13 protein-coding genes and 1 tRNA gene are annotated in these 18890 nt (G+C 61.3%); 4 read left to right on the plus strand and 10 right to left on the minus strand.

The window, feature by feature from the left end; all coding sequences use genetic code 11:
• Positions 1 to 4: 4 nt before the first annotated feature.
• Together clpS and dnaE are read right to left on the minus strand one after the other, a co-directional pair.
• Positions 5 to 373, minus strand: coding sequence for an ATP-dependent Clp protease adapter ClpS (clpS, locus tag IB243_RS23165; protein ID WP_029414237.1), 369 nt, complete (start codon positions 371 to 373; stop codon positions 5 to 7).
• Between the two features lie 97 nt (positions 374 to 470).
• Positions 471 to 4004 carry a DNA polymerase III subunit alpha gene (dnaE, locus tag IB243_RS23170; protein WP_192429556.1) on the minus strand — a complete coding sequence of 1178 codons (3534 nt, stop codon included), beginning with the start codon at positions 4002 to 4004 and terminating at the stop codon, positions 471 to 473.
• Positions 4005 to 4193: 189 nt separating this feature from the next.
• On the opposite strand from dnaE, the gene IB243_RS23175 reads away from it, so the two are divergent.
• The gene (locus tag IB243_RS23175; RefSeq protein WP_192429557.1) at positions 4194 to 4991 is read left to right on the plus strand and encodes an outer membrane protein assembly factor BamD; all 798 of its coding nucleotides are present in this window, start codon (positions 4194 to 4196) and stop codon (positions 4989 to 4991) included.
• On the opposite strand, the gene IB243_RS23180 is transcribed toward IB243_RS23175, so the two are convergent.
• Both IB243_RS23180 and IB243_RS23185 read right to left on the minus strand, forming a co-directional pair.
• Positions 4954 to 7002, minus strand: a complete 2049-nt coding sequence (locus IB243_RS23180; protein WP_192429558.1) for an ATP-dependent DNA helicase — start codon at positions 7000 to 7002, stop codon at positions 4954 to 4956. The genes IB243_RS23175 and IB243_RS23180 overlap by 38 nt on opposite strands.
• Positions 7002 to 7205: a YdcH family protein gene (locus IB243_RS23185; RefSeq protein ID WP_081474686.1), complete on the minus strand. Its 204-nt coding sequence runs from the start codon at positions 7203 to 7205 to the stop codon at positions 7002 to 7004. Before IB243_RS23185 ends, IB243_RS23180 begins: the two co-directional genes overlap by 1 nt.
• 105 nt (positions 7206 to 7310) lie before the next feature.
• Between IB243_RS23185 and IB243_RS23190 the strand changes: the two genes are divergently transcribed.
• Positions 7311 to 8117: a PP2C family serine/threonine-protein phosphatase gene (locus IB243_RS23190; protein ID WP_010465509.1), complete on the plus strand. Its 807-nt coding sequence runs from the start codon at positions 7311 to 7313 to the stop codon at positions 8115 to 8117.
• Between the two features lie 154 nt (positions 8118 to 8271).
• On the opposite strand, the gene IB243_RS23195 is transcribed toward IB243_RS23190, so the two are convergent.
• From IB243_RS23195 to IB243_RS23215, 5 genes are all read right to left on the minus strand, one after another.
• Positions 8272 to 8976: a hypothetical protein gene (locus tag IB243_RS23195; protein ID WP_192429559.1), complete on the minus strand. Its 705-nt coding sequence runs from the start codon at positions 8974 to 8976 to the stop codon at positions 8272 to 8274.
• Positions 8973 to 10070 carry a cell division protein ZapE gene (gene zapE / locus IB243_RS23200; RefSeq protein ID WP_010465513.1) on the minus strand — a complete coding sequence of 366 codons (1098 nt, stop codon included), beginning with the start codon at positions 10068 to 10070 and terminating at the stop codon, positions 8973 to 8975. Before zapE ends, IB243_RS23195 begins: the two co-directional genes overlap by 4 nt.
• Before the next feature lie 85 nt (positions 10071 to 10155).
• Positions 10156 to 11583, minus strand: coding sequence for a dihydrolipoyl dehydrogenase (gene lpdA, locus IB243_RS23205; RefSeq protein WP_192429560.1), 1428 nt, complete (start codon positions 11581 to 11583; stop codon positions 10156 to 10158).
• Positions 11584 to 11673: 90 nt separating this feature from the next.
• The gene (gene odhB / locus IB243_RS23210; RefSeq protein WP_192429561.1) at positions 11674 to 12948 is read right to left on the minus strand and encodes a 2-oxoglutarate dehydrogenase complex dihydrolipoyllysine-residue succinyltransferase; all 1275 of its coding nucleotides are present in this window, start codon (positions 12946 to 12948) and stop codon (positions 11674 to 11676) included.
• 51 nt (positions 12949 to 12999) lie between these two features.
• Complete coding sequence (locus IB243_RS23215; RefSeq protein WP_010465520.1) at positions 13000 to 15879, minus strand: 2-oxoglutarate dehydrogenase E1 component; 2880 nt, start codon at positions 15877 to 15879, stop codon at positions 13000 to 13002.
• A gap of 244 nt (positions 15880 to 16123) precedes the next feature.
• Between IB243_RS23215 and IB243_RS23220 the strand changes: the two genes are divergently transcribed.
• A complete protein-coding gene (locus tag IB243_RS23220; protein ID WP_192429562.1) occupies positions 16124 to 17182 on the plus strand; it encodes an AI-2E family transporter in 1059 nt (352 codons plus the stop codon).
• A 142-nt stretch (positions 17183 to 17324) separates the two neighbouring features.
• Here IB243_RS23220 and IB243_RS23225 read toward each other — a convergent pair.
• A tRNA-Lys gene (locus IB243_RS23225) sits at positions 17325 to 17416 on the minus strand.
• Between the two features lie 113 nt (positions 17417 to 17529).
• Here IB243_RS23225 and IB243_RS23230 point away from each other — a divergent pair.
• Entirely contained in the window at positions 17530 to 18843 is a 1314-nt protein-coding gene (locus IB243_RS23230) for an integrase (RefSeq protein WP_225585257.1), read from the plus strand.
• Positions 18844 to 18890: the final 47 nt, after the last annotated feature.

Raw genomic sequence — 18890 nt, forward strand, 5'->3', positions numbered from 1 at the left:
CCTGTTATTCAACAGGCTCACTGACACATTGCAGTGGGTGGCCCGCCTTGAGGGCGGCGTCAAGCACTTGTTCCACCTTGGTGGCAGCCACATCGCGGGAGTACACGCCGCAGACGCCTTTGCCATCGAGATGGATCTTCAACATGATCTGGGTGGCTTGTTCACGGTCCTTGCTGAAAAACTCCTGCAATACGACGATGACAAACTCCATGGGGGTGTAGTCATCATTGAGCATGACCACCTGGTACATCTGGGGCGGCTGGGTCTTCTGGGTGCGTCTTTCGAGCACGACCGAACCGCCATCATCCCGCGCTGGCCGGGTCACGGGCGGCGCGGTGGGGGGTGAAGGTGGTTTTGTTGCCATGAAAATCATTCTAGCGACCCACGCGAGGGGCTGCCGCAAGAGAAGTTGGTTGTTGACCCTGTATTTTTCAAGCCAAGTTGCCCCGGATATTTTGGGAAGCGCTGCCTTACTCGTAAACCACCGCAGCCGACCCCGACCCCACCTGCGCCGTCCAAGCAGCCAAAGCGGCGTCAGTAGGGAAAAAGCGTGCGTTTTCGCCCAATTGCAGTTCAGCGACGGCAGTTGCATCTTCGGCCTTGCAGCGCACGCCCATGCGCACGCGCAGGCCATGCATCAATTCGCCTTCGGCAACCTCCTCCCGCCGGGGAGGAAACTCCTGCACCAAACGCGGAACATCCGGCACCTGGTCCCCCACCATCACATGCAGGTATTTGCCAAACCGGCAGCGTGCCCCAGCCAAGTCCCACACCTGCTGCACTTTCACGCGCAGGCCGCCGCTGAAGTGGTCAAGTTGCAGGCGTCCCATCATCACCACGAACTCATCTTCCTTGAGCTGGTTGCGGTACGTGTTGAGCAAGGCCTCATCGGCAGACGCCTCAATGACGGCAGACTTGTCATCCAGTTTGAACAGGCCCAGTTTGCCCCGCTGTCCATTGATGACCCGGAAATCACTGATGATTCCGGCCAGAACCTGGGGTTCGCGGCTGTCCAGCAACTCATCGATCTGGGTGCGCACAAAGCGGCGCACCTCGGTGGCCACTTCATCGAACAAATGGCCCGACAGATAGAACCCGACCGCCGTTTTCTCCAGGGTGAGTCGTTCCTTGATCCCCCAGGGAACCGCGTCCACCAGTTCAGGCTCCTGCGTGCTGGAACCATGGGCATCGTCGCCCATCATGTCGAACAACCCACCCTGGTTCACGTTGGCCAGCGTGGCGGCCGCAAAGTCAAAAGCCCGGTCGATGGACGCCACCATCGCTGCCCGGTTCATGTTGATCGAATCAAAAGCACCCGCCTTGATCAGCGCCTCCACCGTGCGTTTGTTCATGCGCGCCTTGTCCACACGCAGACAGAACTCGAACAAACTCTTGAAGGGCCCGGTAGTGGTGCCATGCGGCCCCTCACCGCGTCCTTCGCGCGCAGCCACCATGGCCTCGATGGCCTGCTGGCCCGTGCCTTTGACGGCGCCCAGGCCATAGCGGATGATTTTGTCGGTCACGGGCTCGAACCGGTAAAAACCTCGGTTGACGTCCGGAGGCTCGAACGAGAGCCCCATTTTCTGCGCGTCTTCAAACAGCACCTTGAGCTTGTCGGTGTCGTCCATTTCGACCGTCATGTTGGCGCAGAAGAACTCTGCGGTGAAGTGCACCTTGAGCCAACCCGTGTGATAAGCCAACAGGGAGTAAGCAGCCGCGTGTGACTTGTTAAAGCCGTAGCCTGCGAACTTCTCCATCAAATCGAACACTTCGTCAGCCTTCTCCTGGCTGATGTTCTTTTCGGCCGCACCCTTTCGGAAGATCTCCCGGTGCTCGGCCATTTCCTCGGCCTTCTTCTTGCCCATGGCGCGGCGCAACATGTCGGCACCACCCAAGCTGTATCCCCCGAGCACCTGGGCGGTCTGCATCACCTGCTCCTGGTACACCATGATCCCGTAGGTCTCGGCCAGCACGGGCTCCACCAGCGGATGGGGATACTCCACCACTTCCTTGCCGTGTTTGCGGTTCACGAAACTCGGGATCAGGTCCATAGGACCCGGACGGTACAGCGCGTTCAGCGCAATCAAGTCTTCCAGCCGGCTCGGCTTCGCTTCCTTGAGCATGCCCTGCATGCCGCGGCTTTCAAACTGGAACACGGCCTCGGTCTTGCCGTCGGAAAACAGCCGATAGGTGGGACCATCGTCCAGCGGAATGGTCTCGAAGGCAAAGTTCTCCTGGCCCTTGTGGCGCTTGATGATGAACTCACGCGCGATTTCCAGAATGGTGAGGGTGGCCAGGCCCAAGAAGTCGAACTTCACGAGGCCAATGGCTTCCACGTCGTCCTTGTCGTACTGGCTCACGGCCGATTCGCTGCCAGGCTGCTGGTAGAGCGGGCAGAAATCCGTGAGCTTGCCAGGTGCAATCAACACCCCGCCCGCGTGCATGCCGATGTTACGCGTCATGCCTTCGAGCTTCTGCGCCATCTCGATGATGGTCTTGACGTCCTCTTCCTTCTGCACGCGCTCGTAGAGCATGGGCTCCAACTCCAGCGCATAGTTGTTCTTGTCGCCGTCCTTTTTCACCTCGGGCGGGTATGCCAGGGTGTAGGACATGCCGGGCTTGCCCGGCACAAGCTTGGAGATGCCATCGCAGAACATGTAGCTCATGTCCATAACCCGGCCCACGTCGCGGATCGCCGCCTTGGCAGCCATGGTCCCGAAGGTGGCAATCTGGCTCACGGCGTTCTTGCCGTACTTGTCCTTCACATAGTCAATCACCCGGTCGCGGTTGGACTGGCAAAAATCGATGTCGAAGTCGGGCATGGACACCCGCTCTGGGTTCAAAAATCGCTCGAACAGCAGGTTGTATTGCAGGGGGTCCAGGTCGGTGATCTTGAGGGCATACGCCACCAGAGAACCCGCGCCCGATCCCCGGCCAGGCCCCACGGGGCAGCCATTGTTCTTGGCCCACTGGATGAAGTCCCCCACAATGAGGAAGTAGCCCGGAAAACCCATCTTGAGAATGGTTCCGATCTCGAACTCCAGGCGTTCCACATAACGCGGGCGCTGCTGGTCCCGCTCAGCCTCTTTGGGGAATAGCAGCTTCAGCCGCTCCTCCAGACCGTCGAACGATGCCACGCGGAAATACTCGTCGATCGGCATCCCGTTGGGCGTGGGAAAGTCTGGTAACTGCGGCTTTCCCAGCACCAGGGTGAGATTGCAGCGCTGGGCAATTTCCACGGTGTTCGCGATGGCAGAGGGCACATCGGCAAACAGAGCCTCCATCTCGGCCGTCGATTTGAAATACTGATCCCGGGTGAACTTGCGAACCCGGCGCGGGTTCGCCAGGATCTCGCCCTCGGCGATGCAGATGCGGGCCTCATGGGCTTCATAGTCGTCCGCCGTGGCGAATTGCACCGGATGGGTCGCCACCACCGGCAAACTCAGGCGCGCTGCCAACTGGGCTGCGGCCACCACATGACTTTCATCGTCCACGCGGCCCGCCCGCTGCAACTCGATGTAAAACCGGTGAGGAAACAACCCCGCCAGGCGCAGGGCAACCTGGGCGGCCCCCGACTCATCACCCTTCAAGAGTGCTTGCCCTACAGGCCCTGCCTGCGCCCCGGCCAGGGCAATCAGCCCCTCGGATAGCTCTTCCAGCCAGGCCCAGGTGCAGAGCGCCAGATTTTTGACGACATTGCGCGTCCACGCGCGCGCCAGCAGTTCGGACAGATTGAGGTAGCCCTGCCGACTCTGCACCAAGACGATCAAGCGCGAGGGCGCTGCGCCCGCCTCGCCTTCCAGAAAAATCTCGGCCCCGAGGATAGGCTTGACGCCCTTGCCCCGCGCCTCCTTGTAGAACTTGATCGCGCCAAAAAGATTGTTGAGATCGGTGATGGCCAGGGCAGGCTGGCCGTCTTTGGCAGCCGCCTTGGCCACCTCATCGATTCGATTGGTACCGTCAACGACGGAAAACTCGGTGTGCAGGCGCAAGTGAACAAACATGGGGCCATTGTAGAAAGCCCCGGCACCTCTCCCCGGGCGAAAGCTCGCCGCGCAACGCCTCTTGACAGGTGCCGCCCCCGGTACAATGCTTTTTCGTGCCCCGGATACCAAGGGCGGTCGGTCCGCTGGACCAGCCCAGACATAGATATCCTGCACCCCTGTTTCCTCTTTTGCTGAAAGCTGCCTGCGATGCTGCGTGCCCCACTGCCCCTCGTTTCTGCCCTGCTGCTTGCCGGTCTGCTGGCAGGTTGCTCCAGCACGACCGAAGACAAAACGGCCAACTGGAGCCCCAACCGCATCCATTCGGAGGCACAGGACGAAATGAACAGCGGAGCCTACGACAAGGCCGTTCCCTTGCTCGAAAAGCTCGAAGGACGTGCCGCAGGCACTCCACTGGCCCAGCAGGCCCAGATCGACAAGGCCTACGCGCACTACAAGGCTGGCGAGAAAGCCCAGGCCATCGCGACGCTGGACCGCTTCATGAAGTTGCATCCGGCCAGCCCCGCTTTTGACTATGCGCTGTATCTCAAGGGCCTGGTGAATTTCAACGACAACCTCGGTCTGTTCTCGTTCATCTCTCGCCAGGATCTTTCCGAGCGCGACCAGAAAGCGGCCAAGGACTCCTTCGAGGCCTTCAGCGAGTTGGCCACCCGCTTCCCGGAATCCCGCTACGCGCAGGACGCACGCCAGCGCATGACCTACATCGTGAACTCGCTGGCGCAGTATGAAGTGCATGTGGCGCGCTACTACTTCCGGCGCGGTGCCTACGTGGCGGCCATCAGCCGCGCGCAGCTGGCCTTGGCGGACTACCAGGGCGTGCCAGCCTTGGAAGAAGCGCTGTACATCCTCATCCAGTCCTACGACGCGCTGGGCATGACACAGCTGCGTGACGATGCGCGCCGCGTGATGGACACCTCTTACCCCCAAAGCGCCTATCTGCGCGGCGGCCTCAAGGAAAAGGCTGAACCGTGGTGGAAGGTCTGGTAAGCACCTGAAGGGCGGCGTCAAACTCTGGCTCCGACTCCAGGCGCCGCATCGGAGGCAAGGCCGCCAGCAGGCGCTTGCCATAGCCCATGGTGACCAGGCGGGTGTCACCTACCACCAGAATGCCTTGGTCGGACTCACGCCGTATCAACCGCCCCGCCCCCTGCTTGAGCGCAACGGCCGCCTCGGGCAGCGCATACGACTTGAACGCTTTTCCACCAGATTTTTCAATGCGCTGCGTGCGTGCCTCCACCAAGGGATCTCCCGGAGGAGGAAAAGGAAGCTTGTCGATCACGACGAGTTGCAACGCATCGCCCGGCACGTCAAAACCCTCCCAGAACGTGGCAGACGCCACCAGCACGCAGCCTCGCTGCCCATGATCGCTGCCTTCGCGAAAGCGCTCCATCAGCCGGCGCTTGGGCCATTCGCCCTGCACCAGCACTTCCAGCGCCCCTGACGCAACAAACTGACTTGTCAGCGCGTCGCCAATCGTGCGCAGGGCCTTGAGTGTCGTCGTCAGAACCAGTGTGCGGCCGCCCAGCTGCGCTGCAGCATGTGCCACCCATTGCGCAAGCACCACGCTGTGCGAAGGGTCGGCCGGGGGCGGCAGGTGGCGTGGCACATACAGGGCCGCCTGGGACGCATAGTCAAACGGGCTCGCGACCCGCAGGACCTGTGCGTCCTGCAAACCCGCCCGCTCCGTGAACCAGCTCAAGTGTTCGTCATCGCCCAAGGTGGCCGAGGTAAAAATCCAGGCCCTGCCGGGCCCTGCGGCAGGCTCCCCGGGCCATCCATCTTCTCCCACCGGTTCTGCGGGTGCAGCCAGCAGGCGCGTGCGCATGGCCTCGGCAATGTCGAGGGGGGATTCCGTCAAACGCAATTGCGCCCCCACATCGACCCAGCGCACCGTATCCGGGTTGCCAGGCCCAGAAAAATGGGCCAAGCGCGCCAGCAGCTCTGTCCCCCGCTCGTACAAGCGCACGAAGTCGGGCGCTATTTCGCTGACGGTGTCGAGTGCCTCCTGAGCCTGGGCGCAGGCTAGCGCCATGCGGCGGATGGCCACGAGCCATTCATCCTGCCTGACCCCCTCGGGTGTTTCATCGGTCCAGCGCAGCTTTGCACCGCCCCGCATATCTCCCGCCGCCAGGCGCAAATCCCTGGCAGACATATCTACCTGGCTGGCAAGCCCTGACCAATCGGCAAGGCCCCGCGCAAGCTGGAGCCCGGCCGCCAGCAGATCCCGGCCGAAATCCATCAGCTGGCCTGTGGACAGCGTCAGCCCCAGAAACTGCACGCCCGTCTCGTTGATCTGGTGCGCCTCGTCAAACACCACCACGCGCACCGTCGGCAAAAGTTCGGCCATGCCCGACTCGCGCACGGCTACATCGGCAAAAAAGAGGTGGTGATTGATGACCACGATGTCCGCAGCCAACGCCTCGCGCCGCGCCAGATGCACATGGCATTCACGAAAGCGGGGGCACTGCGAGCCCAGGCAGTTCTCGCGGGTGGAAGTAACCAGCGGTATCACGGGCGACCGTTCGTCCAGCCCCGTCAGCTCCGCAAGATCACCCGAGCGCGTGGCGTGCGACCAACCCTCCACCTTGGCCAGCACACGCGCCACGCCAGGCTCGCGGGCGGATACGTCCTGGCGCGCCAGTTCCATCCGGTACAGGCACAGATAACTCGCCCTGCCCTTGAGAAGCGCCATGCGCACCGGCAGGCCCAGGGTCTGCGCCAGGCGCGGAAGATCGCGCGCAAACAGCTGGTCCTGCAGCGCCTTGGTGGCAGTGGACAGCAGTACCCGCTCGCCACTCATAAGTGCCGGCACGAGATAGGAGAAAGTCTTGCCCACCCCCGTACCCGCCTCCACCACCAGCGCGCCACCCATTTCAATGGTGTGCGCCACGGCCATGGCCATTTCCGTCTGCCCTTCCCGGGGCTGGAAGTGCACATCCGCCCGCGCCAACACACCGCCGGGGGCAAACACCTCCTGCACCATCTCCATCAGAGCCATCAGGCGGGCTCTTGGGGCTGGAGATCCCGTTCCAGGCGATCCAGGGCATCGCGCAGAGCGAGGCGGCGTTTTTTCAGGCGGCGCAGCGTGAATTCGTCCGGCGCCCCCTCAGGTGCACACAGGTCGATGAGCGCATCCAGATCGGCATGCTCGATGCGCAGCTCAATGAGTTGGCGCTGGGGGGAATGGAGGCTAGGGTTCAAGGCGGGGGCCGTGGGATGGCAAAAATGCCACAGGCGGGCGGATAATACGCGTTTGGCACCCTTTCCGCGACGGCCGTTTGCGTACGCGCCCCCACAATCACCAGCATGACCAAAGCGTTTCGCCTCATCGCGTCCACCGGCATCCACAAGGGTGACCGGGAGTACCAGCAAGATCAGGTGGCCTTGATCTCCCACGAGCGGCACAACGGCTGCGTGCTGGGTGTCATTGCCGATGGCATGGGGGGTCGAAGTGGCGGGCGCAAGGCGTCTGACCAGGTCATGATGACCGCCCGCCAACTCTTCGAGCGCTATTCGCCAGACACCGACGACCCCGTGGCGATGCTCAAGAGCATGGTGGAAGAAGCCCACATCGTGATCAGGCTCACAGCCATCTCTGCCGAGCAGGAACCACACAGCACCATCGCGGCCTTCCTCATCAACCCCCGGGGCGACTGCCACTGGGTGCATGCTGGCGACTCACGCCTGTACCACTTCCAAGGCGCGCGCATGGTGTTCCGCACCAGCGACCACTCCTATGTCCAGGCCCTGGTCGACCGCGGAGAGCTGACGGAAGCCGAGGCCAACAACCATCCACACTCGAACATACTGGTCGGCTGTCTGGGCACCGAAAGCGACCCGCCCATCACCACCCATGTGATCCCGCAGCTACAGCCCGGCGATGTGCTCATGGCCTGCAGTGATGGGGTATGGCACTACTTTTCCCCCACCGAACTCGGCTCCGTGGTGGACTCTCTCTCGCCACGGGAAGCCACGGAATTCCTGATCGAAAAAGCCCGTTCCCGCGCGCGAGGTGGTGGCGACAATCTGTCGCTGGTCATCGTGAAGATGGAGGCCCTGGCGGAAGAAAAAAAGGTCGTCCGCTTGGTGCCCGCTGACGCAGGCCGCCCTTGAAGTAGTTTTCATTCGTACGTGTTGGCCGGGCAAGCAAAAGGCTTGCCCCCCACCGAACAGAGCGGCGCAGACGCCATTCCCGCTGGGCCGTTGCTTCTTCAAGCGTCTCTCCGACCCCGCGCACCGAGCCAAGTGCCCTGAGACACACGCCCTGTCAGCGTGCTGCCGAGCCTGCTGGCAATGGCGCTGCGGGCAGGCGCCCCTGGGCGGCGGCCTCTGAGCGGGATTTCTCGACACGTGCGCGGCGCTCTTCTGCCGCTTGAAGTGTTTGCGCATGGCGCGCGCGAGCCTCTGCGGCACGCTCGGCATTGCCACTGGTGCGTGCTGCCTGCTCCTGTGCCTGCTTTTGCACCTTGCTGCGCTGCTGCTGTGCCCGCTGTTCAGCCTCATGGTCACGCTGTGACTTCAGGCCCTGGGGGTCTTGCGACGGCTTGCGCAACACGGCGCTGGCAGCGCTGCTGCCCTCTGCAGGACGACTCGGTACCGCCCCCTGCTTTTCTTCGATAGATTGGAGGCGTTCCGCCGCTTTTTCCTTGCGCTCGGCATCATTGAGCTCAATTTCCTGCGCGCGCAGACGGGCTTCTGCGTCGCGCACTCCGGCCCGCACAGTGCGCAGGCAGTCCTCCACGGAAAATCGTTGGTAACAGGCCGACTCATCCTGCTGGCGCTTGGCCTTGATGATCTCGCGTTCGTGGCGGATGCGATCGTGTTCCGCCTTGCGATGCGCCGCCGTGGCAGCCGCCTGCTGCTGCCGGTGGACCTCCGCGCCCGGGGCCGCCGGCTGCGCGATGGCCGAAGCGGTGAGCCCGCAGGCAAGCAGCGAGAAGATGGTGGAGAAGACCAAGCGCCTGAAGATCATGTCAGCCCCGTATCGACAGTGCGACGCTCTAGCGCCAGGAATTCCTTCGACTGCATCTCGTTGAGCCGCGAAATCGTGCGCGGAAACTCATGCGCCAGAGGGCCTTCGGTGTACAGCTGCTCGGGCGGTACCGCAGCAGACAGGATGAGCTTGACCCGCCGGTCGTACAGCACGTCCACGAGCCAGGTAAAACGCCGCGCAGGCGAAGCCATGCTCACCGGCATGTAGGGCACGTCGGAGAGCAGCACGGTATGGAACTGCGTCGCAATTTCCAGGTAGTCGTTCTGCGACCGGGGGCCGCCGCAGAGGGTCTTGAAGTCGAACCACACCACCCCGCCGGCCTTGCGGCGGGCCCGGATCTCGCGGGCCTCGATGTGCAGCACCGGATCTTCGTCGTGCACTTCGGCCAGCTGGTCGAACGCCTGGCCCATCTCGGCATCCGCCTCGGGGCCCAGCGGCGTGTGGTACAGCCTCACATGCTCCAGAGTGCGCCGACGGTAGTCGGTGCCGTTGTCGACATTGACCACTTCGAGCTTTTCGTTGAGCAGTGCAATCGCTGGCAGGATGCGGTCGCGGTGCAGGCCGCCGGGGTACAGGTCGTCGGGCTTGAAATTGGAGGTGGTGACAAAACCCACACCGTTGTCGAACAGTGCCGCCAGCAAGCGGTGCAGGATCATCGCGTCGGTGATGTCCGCCACATGAAATTCATCAAAGCAGATGAGTTTGTAGCGCCGCGCAATGCGCTCGCCCAGCACATCCAGCGGGTTCACCGTGCCCTGCAGGGCTGCCAGCTCGCGGTGCACCTCGCGCATGAACTCGTGAAAGTGCAGGCGCACCTTGCGCTTCAAGGGCACGGCATCAAAAAAGCATTCCATGAGGAAGCTCTTGCCACGCCCCACCCCGCCGTACATGTACACGCCGCGCGGAATGTCAGGGCGGTTGATCAGCTTCTTGAGCGCATTGGAACGCCGGGCTTTGTAGGCAGCCCATTCGTCCGCGCAGCGCTGCAGTGCGTCCACGGCCCGCAGTTGGGCGGGGTCGCTTTGGTAGCCTTTGGCGGCCAGCTCGGCCAGGTAAGCCTGTTTGACAGTCACTGGATGGGCACCACTCTGATACTATGAATTTAATAGCTACCAGCGCTTGATTATCAAGCGCTGGAGCCCTTTTTTATTCAAGATATCAGAAGTTCAGCGTGCGCTTGTCCACCGCCAGGGCCGCTTCCTTGGTGGCTTCGCTCAGGCTGGGGTGCGCATGGCAGATGCGTGCGATGTCTTCGCTGCTGGCCTTGAACTCCATGGCCACCACAGCTTCGGAGATCAGCTCGCTGGCCTGCGGGCCCACGATATGTACGCCCAGGATTTCATCGGTGTCGGCATCGGCCAGCATCTTGACCATGCCGGTGGTGTCGCCCAGCGCACGTGCCCGGCCGTTGGCCAGGAACGGGAAGGTGCCCGCCTTGTACTTGACGCCGTCGGCTTTGAGTTGCTGCTCGGTACGGCCCACCCATGCGATCTCGGGGCTGGTGTAGATGACCCAGGGCACGGTGTTGAAGTTCACGTGACCGTGCTGGCCGGCAATGCGCTCGGCCACGGCAACGCCTTCCTCCTCGGCCTTGTGCGCCAGCATCGGGCCTCGCACCACGTCACCCACCGCCCACACGCCGGGCAGGTTGGTCTTGCAGTCGGCATCGACGACGATGGCACCGCGCTCGTCCAGGGCCAGGCCAACGGCTTCGACGTTCAGGCCGATGGTGTTGGGCACGCGGCCGATGGAGACGATGAGCCTGTCCACTTCCAGCGCCTGGGCTTCGCCCTTGGCGTTGGTGTAGGCGATGCTCACGCCCTTCTTGCCGGTCTTGATCTCGCCGACCTTCACGCCCAGCTCGATCTTCAGGCCCTGCTTGTCGAAGGCCTTCTTGGCTTCCTTGGCGATCTGCTCGTCCACCGCGCCCAGGAAGGTGGGCAGGCCTTCGAGGATGGTGACTTCGGCACCCAGGCGGCGCCACACCGAGCCCATTTCCAGGCCGATCACGCCCGAGCCAATGAGGCCCAGCTTCTTGGGCACCGCGCCCACGCGCAGCGCGCCGTCGTTGGACAGCACCAGCTCTTCGTCGAACGGCGTGCCGGGCAGCGCACGGGCATTGGAGCCAGTGGCGATGATGATCTGCTTGCCAACGATGGACTCTTCAGCGGCGCCAGCCACCTTGATCTCGTAGCCACCTTCGGCGGCCTTGACGAACGAGCCACGGCCGTGGAAGAAGCTGACCTTGTTCTTCTTGAACAGGTACAGGATGCCGTCGTTGTTCTGCTTCACGACGGTGTCCTTGCGGGCGATCATCTTGGCCACGTCCATCTTGACGCCGGTGGCCGTGATGCCGTGGTCGGCAAAGTGCTTGTTGGCGTGCTCGAAATGCTCAGACGACTGCAGCAGCGCCTTGGAGGGGATGCAGCCCACGTTGGTGCAGGTGCCGCCCGGTGCAGGGCCGCCCTTTTCGTTCTTCCACTCGTCGATACAGGCCACATTGAAGCCCAGCTGGGCAGCGCGGATGGCGGCAATGTAGCCGCCGGGGCCGCCACCGATGACGATCACGTCGAATTGTTTGCTCATGGTAAATCTCGCTCAGTCTGTTGGAGAAAGACCCACCGGCGGGCAGGACCAGAGGCCAGGCCACGCGGGTGGGTCAATAAGGTCAGGGGGTCAGATGTCGAACAGCAGGCGCGATGGATCTTCCAGCGCGTCCTTCATCGCCACCAGTCCCAGCACGGCTTCGCGGCCGTCGATGATGCGGTGGTCGTAGGACATCGCCAGATAGTTCATCGGACGGACGACGATCTGGCCGTTTTCCACCACCGCGCGGTCCTTGGTTGCGTGCACGCCCAGGATGGCCGACTGGGGCGGGTTGATGATGGGGGTGGACATCATCGAACCGAACGTGCCGCCGTTGGAGATCGAGAACGTACCGCCGGTCATTTCTTCAATGCCCAGCTTGCCTTCGGCAGCCTTCTTGCCGAACTCGGCAATCTTCTTCTCGATGTCGGCAAAGCTCATCTGGTCTGCATTGCGCAGGATGGGCACCACCAGGCCACGGGGCGAGCCCACGGCGATACCGATGTCGAAGTAACCGTGGTAGACGATGTCGTTGCCATCGACCGAGGCGTTCAGCACAGGGTACTTCTTGAGGGCGTGCACAGCCGCCTTCACGAAGAAGCTCATGAAGCCGATCTTGACGCCATGTTCCTTGGTGAAGGTGTCCTGGAACTTCTTGCGCATGTCCATCACCGGCGCCATGTTCACTTCGTTGAACGTGGTCAGGATGGCATTGGTCGACTGCGATTGAAGCAGACGTTCGGCCACGCGGGCACGCAGGCGGCTCATGGGCACGCGCTGCTCAGGGCGGTCACCCAGGTCTTCCTTGGCGGCAGGGGCCGACACCTGAGGCAGTGCCTTGGTAGGCACGCCCGTGGGAATAGCGCTTGGGGCGGCCACAGCAGCCTTGGCAGCACCACCCGCCACTGCGCTGAGCACGTCGCCCTTGGTCACGCGGCCATCCTTGCCGCTGCCAGCCACGGCCGATGCGGACAGGTTGTTCTCGGCCAGCAGCTTGGCGGCGGCGGGCATCGCCACGTCACCCTTGGAGCCGCCAGCAGCGGCCGCAGGTGCGGGAGCAGCAGCGACAGGTGCCGATGCGGCAGCCGCTGGAGCTGCAGCAGGAGCCGCAGCGCCAGCCTTGCCTTCGGTGTCGATCTTGGCGATGAGCTGATCGGCCACCACGGTGGCGCCGTCGCCCTGGACGATTTCGGTCAACACACCTGCGGAGGGTGCGGGCACTTCGAGCACGACCTTGTCGGTTTCGATCTCGATCAGGATCTCATCCACTGCCACGGCCTCACCGGCCTTCTTCTTCCACGTCAGCATGGTGGCTTCGGCCACGGATTCGGACAGCTGGGGGACTTTGACTTCTACGATAGCCATATCAATTCTTTCGGAATGGGGTTTTGTTCTGTTGTCGGGTCGCAGCTGGCCTTATTTGGTCAGGACAAAACCCTTGAGCTTGGCAAACGCGCCGTCCACCAGCGCCTTTTGTTGTTCCTGGTGCAGGTGCGAGTAACCGACGGCAGGCGACGCGGAAGCCGCGCGGCCGGAATAGCCCAGCTTCTGGCCTTCGAGCATGTTCTCGTGGATGTAGTGCTGCACGAAGAACCAGGCACCTTGGTTTTGCGGCTCGTCCTGGCACCACACCACATCCGTGGCGTTGGAATAGCGCTTGATTTCAGCGGCAAACGCCTTGTGCGGGAAGGGGTAGAGCTGCTCCACGCGCAGGATGACCACATCATCGTCTTCGCGCTCGGTGCGCTTCTTGACCAGGTCGTAGTACACCTTGCCCGAGCAGGCAATGATGCGCTTGACCTTGGAAGCCTTTTTCACAATGGCTTCATCCTGCTCAGGGATCACGGTCTGGAAGCTGCCCTTGGTGAACTCGGACAACGGCGAGGTCGCGTCCTTGTTACGCAGCAGCGACTTGGGCGTCATGATGATCAGCGGCTTGCGCAGATCTCGCACCATCTGGCGGCGCAGCACATGGAAGATCTGGCTGGCCGTGGTGGGTTGCACCACTTGCATGTTGGCATCAGCCGACAGCTGCATGAAACGCTCCAGGCGGGCCGAGCTGTGCTCGGGGCCCTGGCCTTCGTAGCCGTGGGGCAGCATCAGCGTGATGCCGTTGACACGGCCCCACTTCACTTCGCCCGAGGCGATGAACTGGTCGATCACAACCTGTGCACCATTGGCGAAGTCGCCGAACTGTGCTTCCCAGATCACCAGCGTGTTGGGATCGTTGGATGCGTAGCCGTATTCAAAGCCCAACACCGCCTCTTCCGACAGGATGGAGTCGATGACAACAAAAGGAGCCTGGTTCTCGGCCACGTTCTGCAGCGGCGTGTAGGTACCGATGTCCCACTTCTCGCGCTTCTGATCATGGATGACCGAGTGGCGGTGCGTGAACGTGCCACGGCCACAGTCTTCGCCGGACAGGCGCACGGGGTAGCCGCTGGCCACCAGCGACGCGAACGCCATGTGCTCGCCCATGCCCCAGTCCACAGGGATGTCGCCACGGCCCATGGCAGCGCGGTCGTCGTACACCTTCTTGACCAGCTGGTGTGGCGTCACGCTCTCAGGAATGGTCGTGATCTTCTCGGCCAGACGCTTCCACTCGGCCAAGGGGATGGCGGTATCACCTGCGTCCGTCCACTTCTTGCCCAGGAACGGGCTCCAGTCCACGGCGTACTTGCTCTTGAAGTTGGTCAGCACCGGATCAACCGTGTGCTTGCCCGCGTCCATGGCGGCGCGATAGGCCTTGACCATGTCGTCGCCCAGCGTCTCGCCCAGGCCTTGCGCGGCCAGTTTGTCGGCATACAGCCTGCGGGTGCCAGGGTGGGCACCAATCTTCTTGTACATCAGCGGCTGGGTCAGCGCTGGGGTGTCCTGCTCGTTGTGGCCCAGTTTGCGGAAGCAGATGATGTCCACCACCACATCCTTCTTGAATTCCATGCGGAACTCGAGAGCGAGCTGGGTGGCCAGCACCACGGCCTCGGGATCATCACCGTTCACGTGCAGCACGGGCGACTCGATCATCTTGACGATGTCGGTGCAGTACAGCGTGGAACGCGTATCACGCGGGTCGGACGTGGTGAAGCCGATCTGGTTGTTGATGATGATGTGCACCGTGCCACCCGTGTAGTAGCCACGGGTCTGAGCCAGCGCCAGGGTTTCCTGGTTCACCCCCTGGCCGGCAAAGGCCGCGTCACCGTGCACCAGCACGGGCAGCACTTGCTTGCCATGGGGATCGGCACGGCGGTCCATGCGGGCACGCACGGAACCTTCGACCACAGGGTTCACGATTTCCAGATGGGATGGATTGAACGCGAGCGACAGGTGAACCGGGCCGCCGGGGGTGGTCACGTCCGAGCTGAAGCCCTGGTGGTACTTCACGTCGCCGGCAGGTAATTCTTCCGGGGCAGTGTGATCGAACTCGGCGAACAGGTCCTTGGGCATCTTGCCCAGCGAGTTGACCAGCACGTTCAGGCGGCCACGGTGGGCCATGCCGATCACGATTTCCTGCACACCCTTGGCGCCGGCAGACTGGATCAGTTCGTCCATGGCGGCAATGAAGCTTTCGCCCCCTTCGAGGGAGAAACGCTTCTGGCCGACGTATTTGGTGTGCAGAAAACGCTCCAGACCCTCGGCTGCCGTCAGGCGGTCAAGAATCTGCTTTTTCTTGTCCACACCAAAGCTGGGCTTGCTGCGGATCTTTTCCAATTTTTCCTGCCACCAGCGCTTCTGGTTCTGGTCGGTGGCGTACATGTACTCAGCGCCGATGGAGCCGCAGTACGTTTCGCGCAGCGCGTTGATCAGCTCACGCAGCGGCATCGATTCTTTGCCGAAGAACGTGTTGCTGGTGTTGAACACGGTTTCCTGGTCAGCATCGCTGAAACCATAGAAAGAAGGTTCGAGTTCAGGAATTGCGGGGCGCTCTGTGCGCTTCAGCGGATCCAGGTCGGCCCAGCGTTGGCCAACGTTGCGGTAGGCTGCGATCAGTTGCTGAACGGCAGTGCGCTTGCGGCCCAGTTCCGAATCAGCCCCCGTGGCAACCACGACCTTGGTACCGCCTTGTTTGGCACGCTCTGCAAAAGCATTGATGACGGGAAGGTGGGGTACGTCCTTGGCGTTGGAGCCATCAACGGCAGGCACATGCTGCAATGCATCGAAATACTCACGCCAGTTGTCAGGCACGCTGCCTGGATTGGCGAGATAGTTCTCGTACATCTCTTCGACATAGGGCGCATTGCCGCCGAAGAGGTAAGTATTGCCTTGGTAGGCTTGATAGACGGACGTCGTATCGCTCATATTCCGCTGACCTCCGCTTTCCTTGGGAAAGCATTAGCTGGTTGAGAAACCTTCCGCGACACGGCTGAACCGATTGGCGGATGCGACTGTGGCTGGGGAAGGGCCTTGGTACGGGCGCCATTGTGCCACTGAACAGCCAACCGCCCAACGGAAAAGGTTTGGCAGACGTGGCAGGGCTGGCGCAAAAATCAGATAGAAATCCGGGCTCGCGTACATTCCGGGTATCTCAATGCCACCTACCCACATGACGCCACCTACCCTTCAGAACAAAGTCTTTTTGCTGCTGCTGGCCCTGGTCACCATCGCCTTCGGAGCCATCCTTTGGCAGTTCCATGGAGCCGTCTTCTGGGGCGTTATCCTGGCAATCTTGTTTGCCCCCCTGCACCGCAAACTGCTGCGGCGCATGCCCCGGAGGCACAATCTTGCCGCGCTGTGCACGCTGGGACTGTGCCTGATCGTAGTCATCCTGCCCATGACGGCCATCACGGTATCGCTGGCCCAGGAAGCCACCCTGATATATGAGCGGATGCGTTCCGGCCAGCTCAATTTTGGGCTCTATCTGCAGCAGGTGATCGCCGCCCTGCCCACTTGGGCAGCCAATCTGCTGGACCGATTGAATCTCACGACCGTTGGCGAACTGCAACAAAAGTTTTCATCCGTTGCCGTCCAGGCGAGCCAATTTATTGCCGCCCAAGCACTGAGCATTGGGCAAAACACACTGCAATTCATCGTGAGCTTCGGCATCATGCTGTATCTGCTGTTTTTCCTGCTCCGCGACGGATCGAGCCTGGCCTTGCGCATTGGCCAAGCCACGCCACTGGACGAGACACACAAGCGCCAACTGGTGAGCAAGTTCACCACCGTCATCCGCGCCACCGTCAAAGGCAACATCGTTGTGGCCGCTTCACAAGGAGCACTGGGTGGCTTGATTTTCTGGATCCTGGGCATCCAGGGGCCCGTGCTGTGGGGCGTATCCATGGCATTCCTGTCACTCCTGCCCGCTGTGGGGGCCGGGCTGATCTGGGTGCCGGTGGCCATCTATTTTCTGGCGACAGGTGCTGTATGGCAGGGCGTGGTACTGACCGCATTTGGCGTTGGCGTGATCGGCCTCGTGGACAACGTCCTGCGCCCCATTTTGGTGGGCAAGGACACCAAAATGCCAGACTATGTCGTGCTGATATCCACCCTGGGAGGCATGGCGCTCTTTGGCCTGACTGGCTTCGTGATTGGGCCAGTCATCGCCGCCCTGTTTATTGCCAGCTGGGATCTGTTTTCCCCAGGCACCCACAATGAGACAACCTAATACAGCGGCTTGATACGACCCAGTGCGCGCCAGGAACAACGCTGCATGGCAGCGTGCATCCCACCAAGCCGATCGGGCAAAAAACAAAGGCCTCCGCAAGGAGGCCTTTGTTTGCACCAAACGACTGATGCCTTGAATCGGGTGGTAGGACGTACTGGATTCGAACCAGTGACCAACGGATTAAAAGTCCGAAATAGTTGGATTTCCTTGGACTCCCCTAGACAACCAAATCCTCACAAGCTGTTGATTTTTCTCGGTTTTTTATCCAGCCTCGTCTAACCACATCCAACCCCATCCACTAGAATTCTGGCAACGATCTGGCAACGGATCTCATTGCAAAGGATCAGATGGCAACCAAAACTCCGGGGCAAGTCATTCAAGAGATGCCTGCCGGCAAGTTCGTGACGATGGCGAAGGTGATGCCGAGCGGCTCGCTGCAAGCCAGGAAGGACAGTGCCGGGTCTACGAGGTTCTACTGGAGATTCAGTATCGGCGCCAAGAGTGAGCGAGTGCTCGTGGGCGTCTACGACTCAGCAGCATCACCAAAGAGCTTGACCCCAACCTCAAAAGGCTTCTCGGTTACAGCGGCTACACGAGCGGCCGAAGCCCTCGCACTAAGGCACTACACGAATCGGGAAAATGGCGGCCATCCCGCCTTAGTGGCCGCTAGCCGCAGCGCTCAAGCTGCAGAGGACGAAGCGCGGAGGAACGCCGAACTGAATACCTTGGAAAGGCTTCTGAGCCTTTACTGCGACTACCTTCAAGATTTAGGAAGGGAATCGCATAAGGACGCCCGTTCGATCTTTAACCTTCATGTGATGCGAGCATGGCCCGATGTTGCGGGACTGCCAGCCAAAGAGGTATCCACTGAGCAGTTCGCTGACATGATGCGCAACCTCATTGAAGCTGGGAAGAAGCGCACGGCCAACAAGCTCCGTGCGTATGCTCGGTCAGCCTTCCAGGTTGCAAAAGCAGCGAAATCTAAGCCCTCCATTCCCGTTGCGTTCAAAGATTTCGGCATTTCAATAAATCCAGTTGCCGATACTCTCCCGGATGAAACCGGAAACAGGTCGTCAAAAGCACCACTATCAGCGCACGAGCTTCGTATTTACTGGCAAAAGATCCGTTCGATGAATGGTCCTATCGGGGCTATGCTCCGCCTCCATTTGCTTACCGGCGGTCAGCGAATAGCGCAGTTTGTGCGCCTACTCTCATCTGACGCGACAACTGAACATATTGTCTTGTTCGATTCAAAGGGCCGTCCAGGTCAACCTGCGCGATCGCACACCGTCCCCCTTATAAAACCAGCCCGCGAGGCTCTTTTCGAGGTCATTTCGTCAGGAAAGTGGGCCCTCTCCACTGATGGCGGAAAAACGCATATCGCCGCAACCTCATTAAGTAAATGGGCAGTGGACGCAGCGGGTGATGAGATTCCTGGTTTTCTTACCAAACGCGTTCGCTCCGGCATTGAAACATTGCTTGCAAGCGCGAGGGTGAATTCCGACATCCGGGGGCGTCTGCAATCACACGGCATTGCCGGAGTCCAAGCCCGTCACTACGACGGGCATGATTACTTCGATGAGAAACTGGAGTCGTTGGAAAAAGTCTATACGCTACTGGAAAAGCCTTTTTCGGATACCCAGCGAGCGAAGTCTGGTTGAAGTTCGGGTAGATGGTTGTCGCAGTGCTTTTGCTGCCACTGAGGGCT

It is taken from the genome of Acidovorax sp. ACV01 (assembly GCF_014851495.1).
GTDB classification, from domain to species: Bacteria; Pseudomonadota; Gammaproteobacteria; order Burkholderiales; family Burkholderiaceae_C; genus Acidovorax; species Acidovorax radicis.

Excerpts from the sequence above, each read along its gene's own strand:
- IB243_RS23215 (WP_010465520.1), bottom strand. The coding sequence starts at position 15,879 with ATGAGCGATACGACGTCCGTCTATCAAGCCTACCAAGGCAATACTTAC.
- IB243_RS23195 (WP_192429559.1), bottom strand. The coding sequence starts at position 8,976 with ATGATCTTCAGGCGCTTGGTCTTCTCCACCATCTTCTCGCTGCTTGCC.
- IB243_RS23180 (WP_192429558.1), bottom strand. The coding sequence starts at position 7,002 with ATGGCTCTGATGGAGATGGTGCAGGAGGTGTTTGCCCCCGGCGGTGTG.
- IB243_RS23175 (WP_192429557.1), top strand. The coding sequence starts at position 4,194 with ATGCTGCGTGCCCCACTGCCCCTCGTTTCTGCCCTGCTGCTTGCCGGT.
- clpS (WP_029414237.1), bottom strand. The coding sequence starts at position 373 with ATGATTTTCATGGCAACAAAACCACCTTCACCCCCCACCGCGCCGCCC.
- odhB (WP_192429561.1), bottom strand. The coding sequence starts at position 12,948 with ATGGCTATCGTAGAAGTCAAAGTCCCCCAGCTGTCCGAATCCGTGGCC.
- IB243_RS23220 (WP_192429562.1), top strand. The coding sequence starts at position 16,124 with ATGACGCCACCTACCCTTCAGAACAAAGTCTTTTTGCTGCTGCTGGCC.
- IB243_RS23230 (WP_225585257.1), top strand. The coding sequence starts at position 17,530 with ATGGCAACCAAAACTCCGGGGCAAGTCATTCAAGAGATGCCTGCCGGC.
- lpdA (WP_192429560.1), bottom strand. The coding sequence starts at position 11,583 with ATGAGCAAACAATTCGACGTGATCGTCATCGGTGGCGGCCCCGGCGGC.
- dnaE (WP_192429556.1), bottom strand. The coding sequence starts at position 4,004 with ATGTTTGTTCACTTGCGCCTGCACACCGAGTTTTCCGTCGTTGACGGT.
- IB243_RS23190 (WP_010465509.1), top strand. The coding sequence starts at position 7,311 with ATGACCAAAGCGTTTCGCCTCATCGCGTCCACCGGCATCCACAAGGGT.